Source organism: Streptomyces scopuliridis RB72 (genome assembly GCF_000718095.1).
In the GTDB taxonomy this organism is placed as follows: Bacteria; Actinomycetota; Actinomycetes; order Streptomycetales; family Streptomycetaceae; genus Streptomyces; species Streptomyces scopuliridis.
The window spans coordinates 116,434-139,561 of the sequence record NZ_JOEI01000036.1 but is presented as its reverse complement, the minus strand read 5'-3'; the positions used below and the strand labels follow the sequence as shown (position 1 = coordinate 139,561).

19 protein-coding genes are annotated in these 23,128 nt (G+C 72.1%); 7 read left to right on the top strand and 12 right to left on the bottom strand.

Going from position 1 to position 23,128, the window contains the following annotated elements; translation table 11 throughout:
• The 6 genes from IF11_RS0133490 to IF11_RS0133465 all read right to left on the bottom strand — a co-directional run bounded on the left by IF11_RS0133490 (position 1) and on the right by IF11_RS0133465 (position 9,168).
• The gene (locus tag IF11_RS0133490) at positions 1-3,627 is read right to left on the bottom strand and encodes a hydantoinase B/oxoprolinase family protein (RefSeq protein WP_037729198.1); all 3,627 of its coding nucleotides are present in this window, start codon (positions 3,625-3,627) and stop codon (positions 1-3) included.
• Positions 3,624-4,619 (bottom strand): SGNH/GDSL hydrolase family protein, encoded by a 996-nt coding sequence (locus IF11_RS0133485; protein ID WP_078491041.1) that lies wholly within the window; start codon positions 4,617-4,619, stop codon positions 3,624-3,626. The genes IF11_RS0133490 and IF11_RS0133485 overlap by 4 nt, the downstream gene beginning before the upstream one ends.
• The gene (locus IF11_RS0133480; RefSeq protein WP_051746423.1) at positions 4,616-5,809 is read right to left on the bottom strand and encodes a glycosyltransferase; all 1,194 of its coding nucleotides are present in this window, start codon (positions 5,807-5,809) and stop codon (positions 4,616-4,618) included. The genes IF11_RS0133485 and IF11_RS0133480 overlap by 4 nt, the downstream gene beginning before the upstream one ends.
• Positions 5,806-6,924: a glycosyltransferase family 4 protein gene (locus IF11_RS0133475; protein ID WP_030355563.1), complete on the bottom strand. Its 1,119-nt coding sequence runs from the start codon at positions 6,922-6,924 to the stop codon at positions 5,806-5,808. The genes IF11_RS0133480 and IF11_RS0133475 overlap by 4 nt, the downstream gene beginning before the upstream one ends.
• Before the next feature lie 185 nt (positions 6,925-7,109).
• Positions 7,110-8,525 (bottom strand): HEAT repeat domain-containing protein, encoded by a 1,416-nt coding sequence (locus tag IF11_RS0133470; protein WP_030355562.1) that lies wholly within the window; start codon positions 8,523-8,525, stop codon positions 7,110-7,112.
• A gap of 250 nt (positions 8,526-8,775) precedes the next feature.
• A complete protein-coding gene (locus IF11_RS0133465) occupies positions 8,776-9,168 on the bottom strand; it encodes an ankyrin repeat domain-containing protein (RefSeq protein WP_030355561.1) in 393 nt (130 codons plus the stop codon).
• 252 nt (positions 9,169-9,420) lie between these two features.
• On the opposite strand from IF11_RS0133465, the gene IF11_RS0133460 reads away from it, so the two are divergent.
• Both IF11_RS0133460 and IF11_RS0133455 read left to right on the top strand, forming a co-directional pair.
• Positions 9,421-9,615, top strand: coding sequence for a hypothetical protein (locus IF11_RS0133460; protein WP_030355560.1), 195 nt, complete (start codon positions 9,421-9,423; stop codon positions 9,613-9,615).
• A gap of 38 nt (positions 9,616-9,653) precedes the next feature.
• Positions 9,654-11,300 carry a hypothetical protein gene (locus IF11_RS0133455; protein ID WP_078491040.1) on the top strand — a complete coding sequence of 549 codons (1,647 nt, stop codon included), beginning with the start codon at positions 9,654-9,656 and terminating at the stop codon, positions 11,298-11,300.
• A gap of 15 nt (positions 11,301-11,315) precedes the next feature.
• On the opposite strand, the gene IF11_RS0133450 is transcribed toward IF11_RS0133455, so the two are convergent.
• Entirely contained in the window at positions 11,316-12,815 is a 1,500-nt protein-coding gene (locus tag IF11_RS0133450) for an SCO1417 family PLP biosynthesis transcription factor (RefSeq protein WP_030355558.1), read from the bottom strand.
• Positions 12,816-12,915: 100 nt separating this feature from the next.
• Here IF11_RS0133450 and yczE point away from each other — a divergent pair, with 100 nt between their 5' ends.
• The 4 genes from yczE to IF11_RS0133430 all read left to right on the top strand — a co-directional run bounded on the left by yczE (position 12,916) and on the right by IF11_RS0133430 (position 16,417).
• Positions 12,916-13,584 carry a membrane protein YczE gene (yczE, locus tag IF11_RS0133445; RefSeq protein ID WP_030355557.1) on the top strand — a complete coding sequence of 223 codons (669 nt, stop codon included), beginning with the start codon at positions 12,916-12,918 and terminating at the stop codon, positions 13,582-13,584.
• Positions 13,581-14,345 (top strand): glycerophosphodiester phosphodiesterase family protein, encoded by a 765-nt coding sequence (locus IF11_RS0133440; RefSeq protein ID WP_030355556.1) that lies wholly within the window; start codon positions 13,581-13,583, stop codon positions 14,343-14,345. The genes yczE and IF11_RS0133440 overlap by 4 nt, the downstream gene beginning before the upstream one ends.
• Before the next feature lie 72 nt (positions 14,346-14,417).
• Entirely contained in the window at positions 14,418-15,776 is a 1,359-nt protein-coding gene (locus IF11_RS0133435) for an MFS transporter (RefSeq protein WP_030355555.1), read from the top strand.
• 266 nt (positions 15,777-16,042) lie between these two features.
• A complete protein-coding gene (locus tag IF11_RS0133430; protein ID WP_003959706.1) occupies positions 16,043-16,417 on the top strand; it encodes an RNA polymerase-binding protein RbpA in 375 nt (124 codons plus the stop codon).
• Positions 16,418-16,552: 135 nt separating this feature from the next.
• On the opposite strand, the gene fxsA is transcribed toward IF11_RS0133430, so the two are convergent.
• The 4 genes from fxsA to IF11_RS0133410 all read right to left on the bottom strand — a co-directional run bounded on the left by fxsA (position 16,553) and on the right by IF11_RS0133410 (position 20,808).
• Positions 16,553-17,152: an FxsA family membrane protein gene (gene fxsA, locus IF11_RS0133425; RefSeq protein WP_030355554.1), complete on the bottom strand. Its 600-nt coding sequence runs from the start codon at positions 17,150-17,152 to the stop codon at positions 16,553-16,555.
• A 55-nt stretch (positions 17,153-17,207) separates the two neighbouring features.
• Entirely contained in the window at positions 17,208-18,053 is an 846-nt protein-coding gene (locus tag IF11_RS0133420; protein WP_078491039.1) for a polyprenol monophosphomannose synthase, read from the bottom strand.
• 603 nt (positions 18,054-18,656) lie between these two features.
• Positions 18,657-20,276, bottom strand: a complete 1,620-nt coding sequence (locus IF11_RS0133415) for an amidohydrolase (protein ID WP_030355552.1) — start codon at positions 20,274-20,276, stop codon at positions 18,657-18,659.
• A 91-nt stretch (positions 20,277-20,367) separates the two neighbouring features.
• Positions 20,368-20,808 carry an Lrp/AsnC family transcriptional regulator gene (locus tag IF11_RS0133410; RefSeq protein ID WP_030355551.1) on the bottom strand — a complete coding sequence of 147 codons (441 nt, stop codon included), beginning with the start codon at positions 20,806-20,808 and terminating at the stop codon, positions 20,368-20,370.
• 203 nt (positions 20,809-21,011) lie between these two features.
• Between IF11_RS0133410 and IF11_RS0133405 the strand changes: the two genes are divergently transcribed.
• A complete protein-coding gene (locus IF11_RS0133405; RefSeq protein ID WP_030355550.1) occupies positions 21,012-21,410 on the top strand; it encodes a hypothetical protein in 399 nt (132 codons plus the stop codon).
• A gap of 297 nt (positions 21,411-21,707) precedes the next feature.
• On the opposite strand, the gene IF11_RS0133400 is transcribed toward IF11_RS0133405, so the two are convergent.
• A complete protein-coding gene (locus IF11_RS0133400; RefSeq protein WP_030355549.1) occupies positions 21,708-22,880 on the bottom strand; it encodes an acyl-CoA dehydrogenase family protein in 1,173 nt (390 codons plus the stop codon).
• Positions 22,881-23,128 lie beyond the last annotated feature (248 nt).

Genomic DNA, 23,128 nt, shown 5'->3' with positions numbered 1-23,128 from the left:
TCAGCGAGGGCCTCTCGTCCGGATCTCGCCGGGCGCCGTTCCGTAGCCACCGCCGCCCGGTGTCCGCATGACCAGTACGTCGCCGGGGCCCACCTCCGCCGAGTCGACGCCCCGCAGCGGCGTGACCGTACCGTCCGCGCGCTCCACCGCGTTGCTCCCGAGCGCGCCGGGTCCGCCGCCCGCCATGCCGTACGGCGGGACCCGGCGGTGTCCGGTCAGCAGCGTCACCGTCATCGGCTCCAGGAAGCGCAGCCGCCGTTCGACGCCGTCGCCGCCGTGCCAGTGCCCGCCGCCGCCGCTGCCGTCCCGTACGGCGAACGCGTCGACCCGTACCGGATAGCGCCACTCCAGCACCTCCGGGTCGGTGAGCCGGGAGTTGGTCATATGGGTCTGTACGGCGTCCGCGCCGTCGAAGCCGTCGCCCGCGCCCGAGCCACTGGCCACGGTCTCGTAGTACTGCACCCGGTCATTGCCGAAGGTGAGGTTGTTCATGGTGCCCGAGCCCTCCGCCTGGACGCCGAGGGCCGCGTACAGCGCGCCGGTGACGGCCTGGGAGGTCTCGACATTGCCGGCGACGGTCGCCGCCGGAGGCTCCGGCGCGAGCATCGATCCTTCCGGTACGCGCACGTCCAGGGGCTCCAAACAGCCGCTGTTGAGCGGGATGTCATCGGCGACGAGCGTGCGGAAGACATAGAGCACGGCGGCCATCACCACGGACTTGGGCGCGTTGAAGTTGCCGGGCAGTTGGGGCGAGCTGCCGGTGAAGTCGAGGACGGCGGCCCGCGCCTCCCGGTCGACCCGGACCGCGACCTCGATCACCGCGCCGCCGTCGGTCTCGTAGCGGTACGAGCCGTCGTGCAGCCCGGCGACGATCCGGCGTACGGACTCCTCGGCGTTGCGCCGTACATGTCCCATATACGCCTGGACGACATCGGTGCCGAACTCGTCGGTCATGCGGCGCAGTTCGGCGATGCCCTTCTCGTTCGCCGCGATCTGGGCCCGCAGATCGGCGAGATTGGTGTCCGGGTCGCGGGAGGGGTGGCGGGCGGTGGTGAGCAGGTCCCGGGTCTCGGCCTCGCGCAGCCGGCCGTCCCTGACGAGCAGCCAGTTGTCGAAGAGCACGCCCTCCTCGTCGATGGTGGTGCTGAAGGCGGGCATGGAGCCGGGGGTGATGCCGCCGATCTCGGCGTGGTGGCCGCGCGAGGCCACCAGGAACTCCAGGCTTTCGCCCTGTTCGTCGAAGACGGGCGTCACGACCGTCACATCGGGCAGATGGGTGCCGCCGTGGTACGGGTCGTTGATGGCGTACACATCGCCGGGCCGCAGCGCGCCCTCGTTGCGCCGGAGCACTTCCTTGATGGATTCGCCCATCGAGCCCAGATGGACGGGGATATGGGGCGCGTTGGCGATCAGATTGCCGCCGGAGTCGAAGAGCGCGCAGGAGAAGTCGAGCCGCTCCTTGATGTTGACGGAGTGGGCGGTGTTCTCCAGGCGCACGCCCATCTGTTCGGCGATGGCCATGAAGAGGTTGTTGAAGACCTCCAGCAGGACGGGGTCGACGTCCGTGCCGACCGCGACCCGCGTGGGGCGTGGCCGTACGCGCGTGAGCAGCAGATGCCCCCGCTCGCCCAGGGCCGCCTGCCAGCCCGGTTCGACGACGGTCGTGGCGTCGGCCTCCGCGATCACGGCGGGCCCGGTCACGGTGTCGGTGGGGCGCAGGTCCTCGCGGCGGTGCAGCGGGGTGTCCCGGACCCGGCCGCCGGTGAACATCCCGATGGTCGCGTACGGTTCGCAGCCGCCGGTCCTGGTGGACGGCGTGGGCGCGTACGGGGCGTGCGGGCCCGACACGCCGACGGCCTCGACCGATACCGCCTCCACCACCAGCGGTTTGTCCATGGTGAAGGCGTAGCGCGCGAGGTGTTCGGCCACGAATGCCTCGGTCATAGCCGCGGCCCCGTCCAGGGGTACGGGCAGGCTCGCGTCCGTACCGGCGTACCGCAGCAGTACGCGCGCGTGCGTGGTGATCGCCTCGTCCGGGACGGAGTCGGCGCGCAGTTCGGCGCGGGTGCGCTCGGCGAGGGAGTCGCACAGCGCGCGCACCCGCGGCAGGGCCGGTTCGGTCAGCTCGGCCTCGACGGAGTGCTCCCGCATGGCGGTGGTGTCGGCGAGCCCGATGCCGTACGCGGAGAGCACGCCCGCGAGCGGCGGGACGATCACGGTGTCGACGCCCAGCGCGTCGGCGACCGCGCAGGCGTGCTGGCCGCCGGCGCCGCCGAAGCTGGTGAGGGCGTAGCGGGTGATGTCGTGGCCGCGCTGTACGGAGATCTTCTTAACGGCGTTGGCCATGTTCAGAACGGCGATCTCCAGATAGCCGGCCGCGACCTCCTCCGGGGTGCGGCTGACGCCGGTGGCCTTCCGTACCTCCTCGGCCCGCCGCGCGAAGCGCTCCCGTACGACCTCCACGTCCAGCGGCTGGTCGCCGTGGGGGCCGAACACGGCGGGGAAGTGGGCCGGCTGGACGCGGCCCAGCATCACCTGCGCGTCGGTGACGGTGAGCGGGCCGCCGCGCCGGTAGCAGGCGGGGCCCGGCACGGCGCCCGCCGAGTCGGGGCCGACACGGTAGCGCTGTCCGTCGAAGTGCAGCACGGACCCGCCGCCCGCCGCGACGGTGTGGATGTTCATCATGGGCGCCCGCATCCGCACCCCGGCGACCTGGGTGCCGAGTTCGCGCTCGAACTCGCCCGCGTAGTGCGAGACATCGGTGGAGGTGCCGCCCATGTCGAAGCCGATGACCCGGCGGAAGCCCGCCTGTCCCGACGTACGGGCCATCCCGACGACCCCGCCGGCCGGTCCCGACAGCACGGCGTCCTTGCCGCGGAAGTGGGCGGCCTCCCGCAGGCCGCCGTTGGACTGCATGAACATCAGCCGGATGCCCCGGAGTTCACGGGCGATCTCGTCGACGTAGCGGCGCAGGATCGGGGAGAGATAGGCGTCGACGACGGTGGTGTCGCCGCGCGGTACGAGCTTGATCAGCGGGCTGACCTCGTGGGAGCAGCTGACCTGCGTGAAGCCCGCCGCGCGCGCGGCGTCGGCGACGGCGCTCTCGTGCGCGGGATGGCGGTAGCCGTGCATCAGGACGACGGCGGCGCTGCGGAAGCCGTCCTCGTGGGCGGTGCGGAGGGCGGCGGCGACGGTGTCCGTGTCGAGCGGCCGTACGGTCGCGCCGTGCGCGTCGATACGTTCCGGGACCTCGATGACGCGTTCGTAGACGGCCTCGGGCAGCACGATATGCCGGTCGAACAGCCGGGGCCGGTTCTGGTACGCGATCCGCAGGGCGTCCCGGAAACCCTCGGTGATGAGGAGGACGGTCGGCTCGCCGCGCCGCTCCAGGAGCGCGTTGGTGGCGACGGTCGTCCCCATCTTGACGACATCGATCCGGTCGGCGGGCACCGGATCACGGGGACCGAGGCCGAGCAGCAGCCGGATGCCGGCCACCGCCGCGTCCTGGTACCGCTCCGGATGGTGCGAGAGCAGTTTCCGTGTGACCAGCTCTCCGTCGGGGCGCCTGCCCACCACATCGGTGAAGGTGCCGCCCCGGTCGATCCAGAATTCCCAGCGCCCGGTCATTCCCCCATTCTGGCAAGGGGAGTGCCCGGCGACAGTGCGGCGAGTGCGCGGGAGAGGGCGAGTTCGGCGTGCAGATCGAGCCGGGCGCCGGTGCCGCGTGCCCAGTGCGTCACCTCGTCGCCCGCCAGCCGCAGCAGCTCGGGCAGGAGATCCCGGCAGCGGCGCGCCACCCATCCGGTCCCCGAGGTGGCGAGCCAGCGCAGCGTGGCCGCGCGGCTGGGCGGGGTCTGGTCGGCGACCAGGGAGGGTTCGGGGCCGAGGGCCAGTCCCCGTTCGGCGAGCAGTCCGTGGAAGCGCGCGGCGATCATCCGGTGCCCGCGCTCGGCGGGGTGCAGCCGGTCGGCGCTCCACAGGGACCGGTCGGCGACCCAGGACGCCTCCGCCATATGCAGATGGACGGTGTCGTAGCGCGCCGCCAGGGCGTGGACGACGGCGTTGACGGCGCGCTGCCGCCGGGCGAGAGGCATGGCGAGCGGCGCGGGCAGCCCGAGCATGCTGCCGGGGTCGGGCAGACAGGTGGTCAGCAGGACGGTGCCGCGCGCGGCGAGGGCGCCGCAGACCCGGTCGAGGCGCAGGGCGAGGTCCTGGATGTCGAAGGCGCGGCGCAGGGTGTCGTTGACGCCGACGACGACGGAGGCGAGGTCGGGCGCGAAGGCAAGGGCGGCGGGGGTCTGCTGCTCCTCGACGTCGCGGGTGAGGGCGCCGCTGACGGCGAAGTTGTGGAACCGTACGCCCGTCCCGGGGTCGCCCACGCCGGCGCCGAGCAGCGCGGCCCAGCCCCGCCACCCGCCGTCGACGGGGTCGCCGATCCCGGCGGTGAGCGAGTCCCCGAGCGCGGCGTACCGCAGCGCGCGCGGCGGCGCGGCGGCCTCCGGAGCCCGGTCCGGCTCCTGGTCCCGTTCCAGGGCCTGGGCATGGGCCTGGCCCTGGTACGTGGCCGGGTCATGGGCCGGGGCCGCAGGCAGCGCGCCTCTGTCCGCCTCCGTCGTCATCTCGCCTCTCCCTCCGGGTGGTGAACCTGCTGTGCCTGCGACGGGACCCTGTTCAGCATCGCTACATCGACCGGGACATCGTGGGCCGCCAGGAACGCGGCGACCGCGTTCTCCCAGCTGAAGAGCTCCGCACGGGCGCGGGCCGCGGCGCGGCGGGCCCCCTCGGGGCGGGCCAGGAGCTCCTGGATCGCGTCGGCGAAGGCCGTGGCGTTGTCCCGGGCGGCGATGCCCGCGTCCCCGATCACCTCGCCCAGCGCCGATGACGCGCTGGCGACGACCGGTGTGCCGCAGGCCAGCGCCTCCAGGGCCGACAGCCCGAAGGTCTCGGCCGGTCCCGGTGCCAGACAGATGTCCGCGGCGGCCTGGAGATCGGCCATCGCCGCGCGGTCGCCGACATGGCCGAGGAAGAGCGCGGGCAGCCGCTCGGCACGGGCCCGGCGGACCAGCCCGGCCCGCAGCGGACCGTCGCCGGCGACGACCAGCACCGCCTGTACGCCCCGCTCCCGCAGCGCGGCGAGCGCGTCGAGCGCGGCGCCGGGACGCTTCTCCACCGACAGCCGGGAGCCGAGTACGAGCAGCACTTCACCCGTACGCGCGTACCGGGAGCGCAGCTCGGCGTCGTACCGCTCCGGCGTGCACCGGCGCAGATCGACACCGAGCGGTGCCCGCACCACATTGCGGGCCCCGATCCGGAGGAACTCGCGCTCTGCCCACTCCGTGGTGCAGACGATCCGCGAATACGCCCAGGCGGTGCGCAGATTGAGCCGGTCGGCGGCCCGGCCCGCGGCGACCCCCGGTACGCCCCAGGTGCGCAGCACCCCGTCCGCCGTCTCGTGGGAGACCATCACGGACGGGATCCGGTGGCGGCGTGCCCACTCCCCCGTCCAGCGCAGGGTGGTGCGGTCGGAAACTTCGAGCCGGTCGGGCCCGATGTCTTCGAGCACCTCCCGCAGCCGCCGCCGCGCGCCCAGCACCCGGTATCCGCCGGTGCCGGGCAGTACCGGGCCCGACAGGGTGATGACCCGCCCCTGGGAGGTGTCCGCGTGGGACTCCCGCTCCCCCGGCACGATCAGCACCGGCTCGTGCCCGGCCGCGAGATAGCCGCTGCCCAGCTCATGGAGCGCGGTGCGCAGTCCGCCCGAGGCGGGGGTGACGAAGTTGGCCAGCCGTACGATCTTCAGCCCGCTCACGCGACCACCGCCGTACGGGCGCCCAGCACCTCGGTGTAGTGGCCGAGCAGCTGGTCCCCGACGACGGCCCAGGTCCTGCCCTCGACGGTGGCGCGTCCCGCCTGCCCGTAGGCCGCGCGGAGCGCGGGGGCGAAGGCGAGTTCCTCCACGGCCGCGGTGACGGCGTCGGTGTCGTGCGGGGCGACCAGCAGTCCGGTGCGTCCGTGGTCGACGAGGTCGAGCGGTCCGCCGGCGGCGGGCGCGATCACCGGCACCCCGCTGGCCATGGCCTCCTGCACGGTCTGGCAGAAGGTCTCGTAGGGGCCGGTGTGCGCGAACACGTCGAACGAGGCGAAGGTCCTCGCCAGGTCGTCGCCGGTCGACCGGCCGAGGAAGACCGCGCCGGGCAGCGCCCCGCGCAGCGAGGTCTCGCTCGGGCCGTCCCCGACGATGACGACACGGACGCCGGGCAGCCGGCAGACCCCGGCGAGGAGCTCGACATGCTTCTCGGGGGCCAGCCTGCCGACATAGCCGACGATCAGTTCGCCGTTGGGCGCGAGCCGCCTGCGCAGTTCCTCGTCCCGCAGTTCGGGCCGGAACCGTACGGTGTCGACGCCCCGCGGCCAGAGCCGTACCCGGGGGATGCCGTGCTCCGCGAGATCGTTGGCGGCGGCGCTGGACGGCGCGAGGGTGAGGTCGGCGGCGGAGTGCACGGCGCGGATCCGCCGCCACGCCGCGGCCTCGCCGGCGCCCACATAGGTACGGGCGTAGCCCGCGAGGTCGGTCTGGTAGACGGCGACGGCGGGGACGCCGAGCCGGGCGGCGGCCGTCATACCGCGTACGCCGAGCACGAAGGGCCCGGCGAGATGGACGAGTTCGGCGCGGTGCGCGGTGATGGCCGCCGCGATGCGCCTGCTGGGGAGGGCCACCCGTACCTGCGGATAGCCGGGCAGCGGGAGTGAGGGCACGCGTACCACGGGGCACGGTGCGTCGATCTCGGCATCACCGGCGACCGTCGGGGCGATGACGAGCGGATCATGACCGCGGGCGGCGAGATGCCGGGCGGTCTGGAGGGCGCAGTGGGCCACCCCGTTGACATCGGGCGGGAAGGATTCGGTGACGATGACGACGCGCATATCCGTGTTGTCGTCGCACCGAACGTGTCCCTGCCAACGTGGATCTTTCCGCGTGGGGAACGTCCCGTGAGCATTGGACGCGGGACGTTCCCCGGACGCGACGAAGACGCACAGACCGTACGGACCGGCTTACGGAGCGAAGGTTTCCGGTCGTACGCGACGGCGGGCGGCGGTGGCCGCCGGTCTCACCGCGCGGCGGCGTCCGGGCCCATCCTGCTGCGTACGGCGGTCTGCACCTCGGCCTCCTCGGCCGGATCGGCGGCCAGCCGCCGCAGCCTTTCCGCCACGCGTACATCCCCGGTCTCGGCGTGCAGCGCGGCGACCTCCCGGGTGGTCTCCTCGCAGTCCCACAGACATTCGACGGCGAAGCCGGTGGCGTAGGAGGGATCAGTGGCGGCGAGCGCACGCGCGGCCCGGCCGCGCAGATGCGAGGAGGCGGTCTCGCGGTAGACATGGCGCAGCACGGGCGCGGCGCAGACGATGCCGAGGCGTCCCGCGCCGTCGACGAGGGTCCACAGCCGCTGGGTGTCGGGGCCCTCGGCCCGTACGGTCTCCCGCAGCGCGCCGAGGACCAGCGCGGTGTCCTTCGTACCGCCGCGGCAGGCGAGCACGCCCGCGGCGGACGCGCCGAGCGCGTCGGGCCTGTGCACCCAGCCGCGGGCCCGGTCGACCGCTTCGTCGCCGCACATCCGCTCGAAGGCGGCGACGGCCGCGTCGGCGACGGTGCGGTCCGGGCCGCCGGCCGCCGCTTCGATCAGATCGAGGACGACGGGGTCACGGACCTCGGCGAGATAGTGCAGGGCCGCGCAGCGGGCGCCGTCGGGGCCGGTGCGCGCGGCCTCGACGATCAGCGGGCGGTCGTCGGGCCCGGCGACGGCGGTGAGGCAGCGGGCCGCGGGCCCGTGCATCTCCGTGCCGCGCTCCAGGGCCTGCTGTGCCCAGTCGAAGACGGCCTGCACGCTCCAGCCGGGACGCGGACCGCTCGGCCGCAGCTGCCGCTGCCAGCGGTCGAACGAGCCCTGTTCACCGGCGGCCCTGATCCGCGCGCCGACCGCGGGCCGTGGATCGTCGGCCCAGAGCCGCCAGGGCCGGGGCTCGAAGGCGTCCCGTACGACCGACGCCAGCTCGGCGTCGCCCTCGGGGCCCGCCGGGAATCTGGCGAGGACGGGCACGGCCAGGGAGCGCAGCCCGGTGTCGTCGTCGCGCAGCGCCAGTTCGTCCAGGGCCCAGGCCCAGTTGGCGCCGGTCGCCGCGTACCGCCTGAGCACGTCGAGGGCATCGCGCCTGCCGTACGCGGCGAGATGGCCGAGCACGGCGAGCGAGAGCCCGGTCCTGGACTCCTCGGTGTCGAAGTGGTCCTCGGCCCGGAAGAGATGGTGGTCGATGGCGTCGAGACCACCGTGGATATCCAGATACAGGCGTGCGTAGTACAGCGAACGGTTCTCGACCTGCCAGTCGTGGCGGGGGTCGTTCAGTACGCAGTGGTTGAGGGCGGCGAGCGCCTCGGCGCGGGGTGCCGCGAGCGCGTGCAGCGTGCCGTCGCCGCGGCCTCTCTGCAACAGCCCGAGCAGAGTGCCGCTCGGCGCTATGATTGTCGTCAGTCGCCTACGCTCCGCGTGGGCTCCTTCCTCCGCCTTGCGATCCACGGCACCAGACCCCGCTCCCTGATCCGGCCTGATCCAAACGAAAGACCCTAGACCGCGCGGCAACATGATCGGCCGACCGTCGTCTTCCGCTTAATGCAGACCATCTTCCCTGCCTCTCGTCGATGACCCGTTGCGGGCCCGACGTCATGATGACCCAGCCATTTCGCCACCGCGACCACATTTACGACGTCTCTCACCCGGGGCATCACTGGGCGCCGAACAGCTCCAGAAGGTCCGTCTTCCCAAACATCCGCGCGGTATCCACGGCGGAGGGGTTTCCTCCGGATGGATCCGCGCCACCGGCCAGCAGTGCGCGGATGACGGCGTCCTCGCCCTTGAAGACAGCCCCGGCGAGTGGGGTCTGGCCGCGGTCGTTGACGCGTCCGGCGTCGGCGCCGCGCGCGATCAGCGCCTCCACCGCCTCGGCGTGGCCGTGGTACGCGGCGAGCATGATGAGGGAGTCGCCCCGGTCATTGGTGAGGTTCGCGGGCACACCGGCGTCGACATAGGCCGCGAGCGCCTCGGTCTCCCCGTGCCGGGCCAGCTCGAAGACCTTCGTGGCCAGCTCAACCACTTCGGGATCCGGTGTCTCACTCATCGGTGGACCGCCTTTCAGACCGGCTCGCACGCCGGCTCGCACGCCGTTGACCTGGTCCGTACGGCCTGAATGCCATACGGATAAACCGACAGGGTACTGCGGACCGCGCCCCGCCCGGGCGCCATCGCGTCCCCTCGGCCAGCACAGTGAAATACCTGTCATTTCACTCATTTGCACCTTTTATCGCATAGATACTTTCGGTGATCCTGGAAGAACTCATGGTGACTGTCCCCTCAAACCAGGAGAATTCTCATGATTCTGTCCATGTCAGGCGTGGTGCTGCTCGGAATCATCGTCTTCCTCTTCTTCCGGAAGGACGGACTCAAGGCGTCGCACGCCATGGTCTGCGCCCTCTTCGGCTTCTATCTCGCGGGCACGGCCATCGCGCCGAGCATCACGGCCGGCGGCGCGAGCCTCGCCGGGCTCATCGGCGGGATCAAGTTCTGACGCCCGCCCACCCCCTTCCGCACCATCAGGAGACAGACGTGGCCCGGCGACCACTCCCCCGCATTCTGACCAGCGGCAGCGCCCAGATCGCCCGCAGTCGCGAACTGGCCCGCACGGCCGCCGACAGCGCCACCGATGTCCTCCATCCGCTGATCACGGTCTCCCGGGGTCTGCGGATGCTGGCCGCCGCCGCACGCCAGAAGTGGGCCGGCACCCCGAAGGAGCGGCGCGGTCCCGCGCTGTTCGTGGTGGCGGCCTGCGTTCTGGTGGTCGCGCTCATCCCGTACGGGCCGCTGCTCGGCCTCATCACGCTGATGGGCGTGGCCGGCTGGAAGGGGCGCGACACCGCTCCCGTACCGGCCGGACCCGACGACACGGAGGTGAAGCGGCTCCAGTCCCTCTACGAGGCGCTGGTGCCGTACTTCGCCGTACCGGAAGACCCGAATCCGCTCTATGCCCACGGCGGCGCGTGGGGTGCGGCGTTCGACGACCACGCCTTCGACACCGGCGGACGGCTCACCCGGCTCCAGCTGAGGTATCCCCCGTACTTTCCCGACAGCGATCCCGACGTGCGCGCCCGGATCGAGCAGCTGCTCCAGGCCAAGTGCGGGCGCGGACGCGAGTACCTCTTCGAGTGGGAGGAGGAGGCCAACCAGCTCACGGTCACCGTGCTTCCCGCGCTGTCCACCGCCATCGCGGCCCAGACCTTCATCACCGCCCCCGGCGAGACCCTGCTCGGCTTCACGGACGACGGCGCGGTACGGCGCACCGTCCCGGTGGTGGCGGACGGCGAGAGCCGGGACGAGCCGCCGGTGCTCTGGCGGACGGGGCCGCGCTCCACCGAGCCGCATCTGCTGGTCACGGGTCTGCCGGGCAGCGGCGCCACCAGCCTGCTGCGCTCGCTCGCACTCCAGGCCGCGCAGCACGGTGAGGTCCTGATCGTGGAGGGCGGCGGGACGGGCGAATTCGGCTGTCTGGCCGGGCGTACGGGCGTGCTGGCCGTGGAATGCGGACTGGCCGGGGCGCTGGCCGGTCTGGAGTGGGCCGCCAGCGAGACGGAGCGCCGGCTGATCGCCGCGAACCGGGCCGGGCAGTCGGGCCATCCCGCGCCCGAGGACATCAAGCGCCCGCTGTGGATCCTGCTGGACCGGCCGAGCGTCTTCGGTCATCTGGCCGCCGCCGAGGGACGGCCCGATCCGCTGGAGCTGCTCCAGGTGCCGCTGCGGCACGGCAGATCCGCGCATGTGACCGTGGTGGTGGCCGACCAGCTCGACAGTCTGGACACGCTCAGCGAGGCCGTACTGACCTACACCCGCGCGCGGGTCATCCTCGGAGCCGCCGCGCCCGCGCAGGTGGAAGCGGTGCTGGGCGCGCCGCCGCGCACCACACCCCCGGCGGACGTCCCGCCCGGCCGGGGGTACGCGCGGCTCGGCACCGGACCGGTACTCAGGCTCCAGGTCCCGGCGACGCCCGACCCGTACGACGACGGGGCGAGCGAGGCGCACCGGCGCGCCGTCCTCGGCCTTCTTCCGGAACGGCACCCGGCGGTGGCGGCGCCGGACGAGAACCGGACCGCCGTGGAGCGGACCGCCGCGCAGTCGGTCCCCGACCAGGAGCGCGAGCCGGGCCGCGCGCCGGCCCCCGCTCCGGGGCCGGTCGGCGCCGTCGTACCCGCCGAGGGCTGACGCGGCCCCGGGCCGTCACGCGACGAAGGTGCGCGGTGCGTCCGTGCCGGTGCTCGCCCCGGTTTCCACGAGCCGCGCCGCCGCCGCCAGCCGGGCCGCCGCCTCGACGGCGACCGGGCCGCCCACGGTGAACGGCAGCCGTACGTACCCCTCGAACGCTCCGTCGACCCCGAAGCGGGGCCCGGACGGCACCCGTACGCCGACCCGTTCGCCCACCTCGGCCAGGCGGGATCCGGACAGTCCGCCGGTCCGTACCCACAGGGTCAGCCCGCCGCCCGGCACCTCGAACTCCCAGCCGGGCAGCTGTTCACGTACCGCCGCCACCAGCGCGTCGCGGTTCTCGCGCGCCTGGACCCTGCGCAGGGCGACGGCCTCCTCCCAGCCGCCGGTCCGCATCAGCCAGTTGACGGCGAGCTGCTCCAGCACCGGCGTGCCCATGTCGGCGTACGCGCGCGCGGAGACCAGCGACCGGATCACATCCGGCGCGGCGCGTACCCAGCCGATCCGCATCCCCGCCCAGAACGCCTTGCTGGCCGAACCGACCGTGATGACCGTGCTGCCCGCCGGGTCGAACGCGCAGACCCGCCTCGGCATGGGGAGATCCGCGTCCAGCCGCAGTTCGGACATGGTCTCGTCGACGACCAGGACCGTGCCCGCCGACCGTGCCGCGTCGACCAGCTGCCGCCGCTGGTCCTCGTCGGCCAGCGCGCCCGTCGGGTTGTGGAAGTCGGCGACCACGTAAGCGAGCCGGGGGGCCGCCTCCCTGAGCACCTGGCGCCAGCGCCCCAGATCCCAGCCGGTCAGCCCCTCCGCCATGGCGACGGGTACCAGCCGCGCGCCCGCCTCCCGCATCAGCTGGAGGATATTCGCGTACGACGGCGACTCCACCGCGATCCGCTCGCCCCGGCCCGCGAAGAGATGACAGATCGCGTCGATCGCCCCCATCGCGCCGGTGGTGACCATGATCTGCTCCGGCATCGTCGGGATGCCGCGCTCGGTGTACCGGTCGGCGAGCATCTGCCGCAGGGCGGGCAGCCCGGCCGGGTAGTCGCCATGGGTGTGCGCGTACGGCGCCAGCTCCTCCAGCGCGCCCTGGACACCCCGGGTGAGCCAGGGCTCGGGGGCCGGCAGCGCGGCGGTGCCGAGGTCGATCATCGAGCCCAGCGACTCGGGCGGCAGCGGCTCCAGACCGCGCGCGGGCAGCGGATTGCCCGCCGGAACGGCCGTCCAGCTGCCGGCTCCCCGACGGGACTCCAGGAACCCTTCCGCGCGCAGCGCCTCGTACGCGGCGGCCACCGTCGTACGGCTCACGGTCAGGGCGAGCGCCAGCTCGCGCTCGGCGGGCAGCCGGGCCGCGACGGGGACGCGGCCTTCGAGGACGAGCAGCCGGACGCCGTCGGCGAGGGCCCGGTAGGCGGGCGGTCTGCGGGTGCCGGGTCCGGCGGGCACGCGCTGCTGGGTCTTGAGCTGCCGGGCGAGCTGAGCCGCGCCAACGGCAGAAGTCCACTGAGCCATGGAAATCAGTCCACCTTCCCCGAATTGGCCATGGTTGGCATCTGCCACCCCGCCACAGAGTGGCACGTATCAGTCCACCATCGCATCAGGGGGCACCACCATGTCCATCACCTCCGGTCTCCGGGGTCCACATCTCACGCGGCGGCTGCTCCAGCTGTACGCGGGACTCGCGCTGTACGGGGCCAGCGCGGCGCTGCTGGTCCGTGGCGGCCTCGGTCTGGAGCCATGGGGAGTGCTGCACCAGGGGCTGGCGGAGCTGACCGGACTGACGATGGGGGTCGTCTCGATCATCGTCGGCGCGGTGGTGCTACTGCTCTGGATACCGATCAGACAGCGCCCCGGGCTCGGCACGGTCTCCAATGTCTTCGTGGTCGGCATCGCCATGGACGCCGCGCTCGCCCTCGTCCCCGAAGGCCACGGGCTGGGCGTCCGTATCCCGTTGCTGATCGCGGGCATCGTCCTCAACGGCGTGGCCACCGGGCTCTACATCGCGGCCCGGTTCGGCCCGGGGCCGCGGGACGGTCTGATGACCGGGCTGCACCGGCTGACCGGCCGCTCGGTCCGGCTCGTCCGTACAGGGATCGAGGTGGCGGTCGTCGTCACCGGCTTCGTCCTCGGCGGATCGGTGGGCATCGGGACCGTCGCCTACGCCCTGGCCATAGGACCGCTCGCCCAGCTGTTCCTGCGCGTCTTCGCCATCCCGGCGGCGGACAACGGCAGCACGGTGGTCGCCACCGGGTCACCGGAGCAGGCCATACTGCGGCGGTGACTCGCGTACCCCACCCCTATCTGGACCGGCCGACCCCGATCCCGTTCGCCCATCGCGGCGGCGCGGCGGACGGCCTGGAGAACACCGCCGCCGCGTTCCGCCGCGCCGCCAGGCTCGGATACCGCTACTTCGAGACCGATGTGCACGCCACGGCGGACGGCCGGCTCGTCGCCTTCCACGACGCGACCCTGGACCGGGTGACCGACGCCCGCGGCCGGATCGCCGAGCTGCCCTGGAAGGACGTGCGCCGGGCGAGGGTGGCGGGGACCGAGCCTCTGCCACTCTTCGAGGAGCTGCTCGAAGAGTTCCCCGACGCGCGCTGGAATGTCGACATCAAGGCCGCGCCCGCCCAGCTGCCGCTGGTCGAGCTGATTCGCAGGACCGGCAGCTGGGACCGGGTGTGCGTGGGCTCCTTCTCCGAGGCCCGGGTGGCCGGCGCGGCCCGTCTCGCGGGCCCCAGGCTCGCCACCTCGTACGGGGTACGGGGCGTGCTGGGCCTGCGGCTGCGTTCGTACGGCATCCCGGCCCCCGTCCGGCGGGGCGCCGTCTGCGCGCAGGTCCCCGAGACCCAGAACGGCGTCCGGGTGGTCGACGAGCGCTTCGTACGGACGGCGCACGCGCGCGGCCTCCAGGTGCATGTCTGGACGGTCAACGATCCGGATCGGATGCAGGCGCTCCTCGATCTCGGCGTGGATGGCATCATGACTGATCAACTGGAAACGCTGCGCGCGGTGTTGACCGCGCGGGGAGCCTGGCATTGACCGGGCGCGGCGGCGTCCGCCGGGGAAATCCGGAACAGCCGGCAAGGCTACGGGGAGAGCGAGGAAGCACCGGTGACCGCTGACACCGTGGACCGTACCGACGGTTCGGCCGACGGGGCGTCGGAGCGCAGACGCGAGCAGCGCGGCTGGTACTTCTACGACTTCGCGTGCTCCGTCTACTCGACGAGCGTGCTCACCGTCTTCCTCGGCCCCTATCTGACGTCGGTGGCGAAGGCGGCGGCCGACGCGGACGGCTTTGTCCGTCCGCTGGGCATACCCATCCGCGCGGGCTCGGTGTTCGCGTACACGGTCTCCGTCTCCATCGTGGTGGCGGTGGTGGTGATGCCGCTGGTCGGCGCCGCCGCCGACCGCTCGGGACGCAAGAAGCCGCTGCTCGCGCTCGCCGCGTATCTGGGGGCCGGCGCCACGGCGGGCATGTTCTTCCTGGACGGTGACCGCTATCTGCTGGGCGCGCTGCTGCTGATTGTGGCGAACGCCTCACTGGCGGTCTCGATGGTGCTCTACAACGCGTATCTGCCGCAGATCGCCGGGCCCGAGGAGCGCGACGCCGTCTCCTCGCGCGGCTGGGCGTTCGGCTACACCTCGGGCGCGCTCGTGCTCGTCCTCAATCTCGTGCTCTACACCGGCCATGACTCGTTCGGTGTCTCGGAGTCGATGGCCGTACGGATCTGTCTGGCCTCGGCCGGTGTCTGGTGGGGCGCCTTCACGCTCGTCCCGCTGCGCCGGCTGCGCGACCGCCGGGTGGTGCGGGACGGCGCGGGCACCGTCGGCACCGGCTGGCGGCAGCTGATCGCGACACTGCGGGACATGCGCCGCCACCCGCTGACGCTGTCCTTCCTGCTCGCCTATCTCCTCTACAACGACGGCATCCAGACGGTGATCTCGCAGGCGTCGGTCTATGGCTCCGAGGAACTGGGCCTGGACCAGACGACCCTGATCACCGCCGTGCTGCTGGTGCAGATACTCGCGGTGGCCGGCGCACTGGGGATGGGCCGAATGGCCAGGTCCTACGGGGCCAAGCGGACGATTCTCGGCTCGCTCGCCGTCTGGACGCTCATCCTCGGAGCGGGGTACTTCCTGCCGTCCGGCGCGCCGGTCGCGTTCTACGCGCTGGCCGCGGCGATCGGGCTGGTTCTGGGCGGCAGCCAGGCGCTCTCCCGCTCGCTCTTCTCGCATCTGGTGCCCAGCGGCAAGGAGGCGGAGTACTTCTCCGCGTACGAGATGAGCGACCGCGGCCTGAGCTGGCTGGGCCCGCTGGTGTTCGGGCTCGCGTTCCAGCTGACCGGGAGCTACCGGGATGCGATCATCTCGCTGGTGGTCTTCTTCGCGCTCGGTTTCGTCCTGCTGGCGAGGGTGCCGGTACGGCGCGCGATCGCCGCCGCGGGCAACCCCGTACCGGAACGGATTTAGACGTTGAAGTCAAAGGGCGGTAGTGTACGCGTTTGGCCTGCCAGGCGGACCGTTACTGCGTAGTCGAGAAACGAAAACGCTGGGTGACATCTCCCGTTAGATGTGACAAACCGGGCGTCGGCGGGTACGCAATCCTGGAATGACCAGCGGCACAGACGGGCGACGCATGACCCGGAACGGGAATCTTTACCGCCGACCGGACGTTGACCGGATGACGACGACAGCGACACCTGTCCTGTGGGCGACAAGCCCGGGAGGCACGATTCATGAGTGAGCGAGCTCTCCGCGGCACGCGACTTGTGGTTACCAGCTACGAGACGGACCGCGGCATCGATCTGGCCCCGCGCCAGGCGGTGGAGTACGCATGCCAGAACGGCCATCGATTTGAGATGCCGTTCTCGGTAGAGGCGGAAATTCCGCCGGAGTGGGAGTGCAAGGCGTGTGGCGCCCAGGCACTCCTGGTGGACGGGGATGGCCCCGAAGAGAAGAAGGGCAAGCCTGCGCGCACGCACTGGGACATGCTCATGGAGCGGCGCACCCGCGAGGAGCTGGAGGAGGTGCTGGCCGAGAGGCTGGCCGTCCTGCGCTCCGGCGCCATGAACATCGCCGTGCATCCGCGGGACAGCCGGAAGTCCGCCTGACCGCGTAACCACCGCACACGACAAGCGAACAGCACCAAAGCCGCGGGCCGCGTCACATTCCATGTGTGACGCGGCCCGCGGCTTTGGTGTCCCCTACCGGTACCGGTCAAGGCGCCGGTACCGGATAGGGCGGGCTTACGGGGTGAGCGGCGGGCGCGGGCCCTCGTCCCCGGGGTGGCGGCGGGTCCCCGGCTCGTCGTCGTGCTTGATGACCTCGCCCTGGACCACCTTGCCGTCAGGCCGGTGCATCCGGGCCTGCTGGAAGGCGTCGCCGAGACTGCCGGGCACGGCCGCCTCGCGCATCCGGCGCTCCAACGACCGCTCCGCGTACCGGCCGAGGGCCATCCGTACCGGCGGGATGAGCAGGAGCAGCCCCAGTACGTCGGTGATCAGCCCCGGCAGCATGATCAGCAGGCCGCCGAGCATCAGGAAGCCATTGCCGGTGCTGCCGGTGCCGGTCTCGGTCTCGGGCGCCTCGCCCGGCTGTCGCTGCTGCTGCCGTTGCACGGTCTCGGTGAGATTGCGGAAGGCGCGGCGGCCGGCGCTCTTGATGACCACCGCGCCGAGCACGACCGCGCCCACGAGCAGCAGCAGGACGGTCAGCCCGCCCGCGACATCGGCCACCACGGTCAGCAGCCAGATCTCCAGCACGAGCCAGGCGGCGATGCCCAGCGGAATGAAGGTGCGGGCGCGAGAGCGCTTGGGAACGGTCCGGGGCGAGTGCGCGGTCGTCATACGTCCAGTGTGCCTGGGGACGCGCCCGGATGGCGTATGGGGGCGAGCGGAATGATCAAGCGGATCCGGCGGATCCGGTTCCGGTCGGCCCGGCTCCGGTGGGCCCGGTCCCGGTCGGTCCGGTCCCGGTCGGTCCGGCGGGCTTCCGGCCGAGCAGTCGGTTCGTCCGGGCCTCGACGCCCCAGGCCGTGACCCGCCACAGCGCCTCGACGAGGATGTCCTTGCTCATCTTCGAGTCGCCGAGTTCGCGTTCCACGAAGGTGATGGGCACCTCGACCACATGACAGCCCGCCTCGATGGCGCGCCGGGCCAGATCGACCTGGAAGCAGTAGCCCTGGGAGGAGACGGCGTCGAGGCCGAGCCGCTCCAGGGTCTCCCTGCGGAACGCCCGGTAGCCGCCGGTGACATCGCGGATCGGGACGCCGAGCAGAACACGGGAGTACGTACTGCCGCCACGGGAGATCAACTCCCGGGTCCTGGGCCAGTTGACGACCCGTCCGCCCGGCACCCAGCGCGAACCGAGCACCAGATCGGCGCCCTTGAGCGCGGTCAGCAGCCGGGGCAGTTCCTCGGGCTGGTGGGAGCCGTCGGCGTCCATCTCGACGAGGACGCCGTAGTCGTGCTCGATCCCCCAGCGGAAGCCCGCCAGATAGGCGGCGCCGAGCCCTTCCTTGCCCCTACGGTGCAGGACCTTGACATGACTGTCCTCGGCGGCCAGTTCATCGGCGATCTTGCCGGTGCCGTCGGGGCTGTTGTCGTCGGCGATGAGGATGTCGGCCTCCGGCACCGCGGCGCGCACGCGGGTGACGATGGTCCTGATGTTCTCGGCCTCGTTGAAGGTCGGGATGATCACCAAGGCTGTACCGAGCGGGCCGTACCGCCTCTGGCCACCGTCGTTCACTGCTGCCCCTTAATCGCCGTACGCAGGTGCCCCAGCTTAGCGAGCACGCCATGGCCGACGACCACCATGGTGACCCTGTGTCGGTGGGGATGGGCGGTGATGTCCGGAGATGGAGGACGGAACCGGAGATCTTGTTACGGAACACATACCGGCGGAGGGAAACCGGAGGGGAACGGAGGGAAACGGAGAGAAACGCGTACTGCGGATCGGGACCCGGCGTCCTTCGGGCCGACCTGGGACCCGCTGGCTGCGGGTCGACCGAAAGCCGTTGTCTACTGAACGCCGGGCCCCATCCGGGGTCACACCTGCCGACCGGCTGAAACCTTCCCTCGCCCCCGAGACGCGACTGCTGGACCTGGCTCCCAGTGGTGGTGCGCCGGTGCGGCACACCGCCCCATGACCCAGTGGCGTTCGACGACTGCGTGGAGGCTGCCGGACGGACGTCCTGTGGTGGACCCGGCCGAACCTACCCGCCGGTGGCTGCTTACTGTCAATAGTGGTTTGACCTGCGGTGTTGACCCAAATCAGCAGGTCAGTGAGGAAGATCCGCAGGTCGCGGCAGAGGCCGGCGGGCAGCGGGCGGCGGCGCGAAATGTCCGTACGTCACTCGTTCGGTCGCAGGAAGACCGTTTGTCCGCCGACGACGGTCCGCAGACATTCGGGCAGCGGGCGGCCGGGCGTCAGATCCGGCAGGCCCGGTGTCCCCGAGCGCGGATCGGTGGACCAGCGGGCCACCCGGTCGTCGGGGGCCTGGACCACCAGTTCCTCCGTACGCCACACGGCGTAGTCGGCGGGGGCGCCGGGCACGAGCGTACCGGCGTCGTCACGGCCCATGGCCCGCCGGCCGCCCCGGGTGTGGGCGGTGAAGGCGGCCCGTACCGAGATCCGGTGGTCGGGGGTGCGGTGGAAGGCGGCGGCCCTGACGGTGCCCCAGGGATCCAGCGGGGTGACGGGGCTGTCGGAGCCGAAGGCCAGCGGCACGCCGGCGCGCAGCAGCGCGGCGTACGGATTGAGGGTACGGGCGCGGTCGGCGCCGAGCCGCTGGGCATACATACCGTCAGCGCCGCCCCAGAGCGCGTCGAAGACGGGCTGTACGGAGGCGGTGAGGCCCAGCTCGGCGAAGGCCGCGATGGTCGCCGGGGTGAGCATCTCGGCGTGCTCGATACGGTGCCTGGCTCCCCTGATACGGGCCAGTCCCAGGCGCTCGGCGGCGGCGCGTACACCCTCGACGACAGTGCTGATCGCGGCGTCGCCGATGGCGTGGAAACCGGCCTGGAGCCCGGCCTCGGTACAGAGGGCGACATGGGCCGCGACGGCGGCGGCGTCGAGCCGGGCGGTACCGGTGTGGGCGGCGTCGGCGTAGGGCTCGTGCAGGGCGGCGGTGTGGGAGCCGAGGGAGCCGTCGACGAAGAGATCACCCGCGGCCCCTACGGCGCCCAGCTCCTGGACGCGGCGGACGCCCTTCTCGTCGGTGATCCGTTCGGCCCAGTAGCCGTGGATCCGTGGTCCGGGCTCGTCCTCGGCCAGTCGCAGCAGCGCGGTGAAGTCCTCCTCGTCGGAGATGTCCGGCCCGCCGCACTCATGGAGCGCGCCGATGCCGAGCGAGGCGGCCCGGGCGCGGGCCGCGCGCTGCGCCTCGGTGCGCTGGCGCGCGCTGATGGACTCGTGGGCGGCCGCGCGCACGGCGTGGTGGGCGGCGGCCGTCAGCGGCGCGTCCGGGTGGTAGCCGGTCAGTGAGGTGACGCCGGGGACCAGTTCGAGCAGGGCGGTCGTCACGACCGCGGAGTGCACGTCGATCCGGGTCAGATAGAGCGGCCGGCCGCCGGCCGCGTCGTCGAGCTCGGCACGGGAAGGGGGGCGCTGCTCGGGCCAGCGGGCGGAGTCCCAGCCGTGGCCGAGCAGGATCCGGTCGCCGGGGTGGGCGGTGCGGTGGTCCCGTACGAGCTTCAGCGCCTCCGGCAGGGTCCGGGCGCCGGACAGATCGAGACCGGTGAGGGCGAGGCCGGTGGCGGTGGTGTGGACGTGGGCGTCGGTGAACGCGGGGGTGACGAGCGCGCCTTCGAGGTCGATGACCTCGTCGACGCCGGAGGCGAAGGAGTCGGCGGCGCCCTCGGAGCCTACCCAGGCGATGTGGCCGCGTTCTACGACCATGGCGGTGGCGAAGGGGTCGGCGGGGGTGTGGACTTCGCCGCGGCGGAGGAGGGTGGTGGTGCGGTTGTTCATGTGGACAGTGTCGCGCGGGTCGCCGTCCGGCGGGGGTACGGGTGCGGTCTCGTACGGCTGGTGCGGCTTCGTGGGCGTTCCGGTCAGTGAATCAGAGCGTTGGGGGGCGGGACTCGTAGGGGGTGGAGAGCACCACCGTGGTGCGGGTGGAGACTCCGGCCAGGCTGCGGATGCGGGTGAGCAGGTGTTCCAGGGCCAGGGGGGTCGCCACCCGGACCTTGAGGATGTAGTTCTCGTCGCCCGCCACGCTGTGGCACGCCTCGATCTCGGGGATGTCGGCGAGCCGGTCCGCGATGTCGTCGGGGGCGCTGGGGTCGAACGGTTTGGCCGAGATGAACGCGGTGAGGGGGAGGCCGACCTCCTCCGGGTCGACCACCGCGGCGTAGCCGCGGATGACGCCACGCTGCTCCAGTCGGCGTACGCGCTGATGCACCGCCGAGGTGGACAGGCCGGTGGCCTTGCCCAGGTCGGTGTAGCTCATCCGGCCGTCCTTGACAAGCAATTCCACGATCTGACGATCCAGCTCCTCCATGCGGATCAACCTATTGCCCCGGGCCGCTTCCAGCACAGTCGGGAGTGGGCCGAAGTCGCGCGCGAGGGCTCGTGTGACGAAGACCACAGGCCTCTGGGCGGGTCGGTCGAGACCTTACGGTTACCTGGCTCGCGCGACGGGAATTGCTTGCTGTGGTCGAGACCACAAGAGCCTGGTCGGCCCACCCGAGGGGGAATGTCTCCATGCAGAGCCTGAAGCGCGCCGGACGTACGGAACCGGAGCCCGTTGAACTCGTCGACGCCGACGAGCTCGACTTCTACGACACCTTCGAGATGTACCGGGTCGTCTGCCCGGACTGTGCGCAGCCAATCGCGTTGCTGGCGGACGAGGACGTCCTGCCGGAGCACGCGCTGTGCCCCTCCCCGTGGAATCCGTTCGTGCTCTCGGTGTGTGCCGGTACGGGCCGTCCGGCGTCGGAGGCTCCGGCCGCCGACGCGTCGTCCGAGGCTCAGGAGCAGGACACCGCGCTGCTGCTGACGCTGCCGCAGGGGCTCGACTGGCGGACGCAGCCGTTCTCGCATGTCGGCGGTCCCGGGTCACGGCCGTTCAAGGTGCCCTCCCTTCAGCGGCACGCTGCCTAGTGCCGCCACCGGCAATGTTTGCCCCGAAGGAGCGTCGTCCAGCGCACTACGTTCGCTGCGCTCTCTTCGTCTCGGCGCCTTGATTCCTCCTTCGGATGCCGAGCGGCGATCGCAAGGCGGCCGGGAGCCCTTGGAGGGGGCCCCTCCCATGCCCTTGAGGCTATGGGGGAGGAGCTACCAGGGCTTTCGGCCAACGCCGCGAGCGTGCGTGATGGGCGGCGTGACGGGGCGAAGCTTGCCGGGAGGGGCACTGGGCAATCCCTGCGCGGCTGACCGTGGGTCAGCCGCGCCGGGCGTTCAGCGGGTTTCCGGGCCCGCCAGGTGGCGGGCGATCACCATGCGCTGGATCTGGTTGGTGCCCTCGACGATCTGGAGCACCTTCGCCTCGCGCATATAGCGCTCCGCCGGGAAGTCCGCCGTGTAGCCGTAGCCGCCGAGCACCTGTACGGCGTCGATGGTGACCTGCATCGCGGCGTCCGTGCAGAACAGCTTGGCCATGGCGGCCTGTTGGGAGAACGGACGGCCCGCGTCGCGCAGCCGGGCGGCGGCCAGGTAGAGCGCGCGGCCGGCCTCGATTCTGGTGGCCATGTCGGCGAGCAGGAAGCGCAGTCCCTGGAAGTCCGCGATGGGTCTGCCGAACTGCCGTCGTCCTGTGGCGTATCCGACGGCTTCGTCCAGGGCCGCCTGGGCGAGTCCGATGGCGCAGGCGGCGATGCCGAGGCGGCCCGAGTCGAGGGCCGAGAGCGCGATGGCGAAGCCCTGGCCCTCGTCGCCGATGCGGCGGTCGTCGGCCACCCGTACGCCGTCGAAGTGGAGTTGGGCGGTGGGCGAGCCCTTCATGCCCATCTTCTTCTCGGGGGGTGCCGCGTTCAGTCCGGCCGCGTCGCCGGGGACGAGGAAGGCCGTGATGCCCCGGGCGCCCTCCTGGCCGGTACGGGCGAGGACGGTGTAGAAGTCGGCGATGCCGCCGTGGGTGATCCACGCCTTGGTGCCGGTGATGACCCAGTCGTCGCCGTCCCGTACGGCCTTGGTCCGGAGCGAGGCCGCGTCCGAGCCCGAGGCGGGCTCGGAGAGGCAGTAGGCGCCGAGGAGGCCGCCGCCGAGCATGGCGGGGAGGTGCTCGTTCTGCTGGGCCTTCGTTCCGTAGCCGGCGAGGGCGTGGCAGGCGAGGGAGTGGACGCTGACGCCGAGGCCGACGGTGAGCCGGGCGGCGGCGAGTTCTTCGAGTACCTGGAGGTAGACCTCGTACGGCTGGTCCCCGCCGCCGTGGGCGGAGTCGTAGGGGAGGCCGAGCAGTCCGGATGCGGAGAGGAGGGTGAAGAGTTCGCGGGGGAAGTGCCCGGCGTCCTCCTCCTCGGCCGCCCTGGGGGCGATCTCCCGCTGGATGATGTCGCGTACGAGGGCGACGAGGTCCTGGGACTCCTCGGTGGGCAGCTGGCGTTCCACCGGTTGCGGGGCGCGGTCGGGCATGGCGGCGCTCTCCTCCCTGTCGGGCGCTACGGCGGTCGCGCGCAGGGTGTGGCGGCGCCGCCGGCTGGAGTCCGGGGGTGCCCCCGGACGGCAGTGGTGCCCAGCCGATGCTGCCTCTCCGGATCGCGGAAGCGGCTGACCAGCGGCTGTGGCGCGTTGAGTATGCCCGATCGGGCGCCTTTCGTCACTGGCGGTATGGGGCCGCGGGCACGGCGGAACTTGGTCCGCACCATTGACCGCAGTGGTCT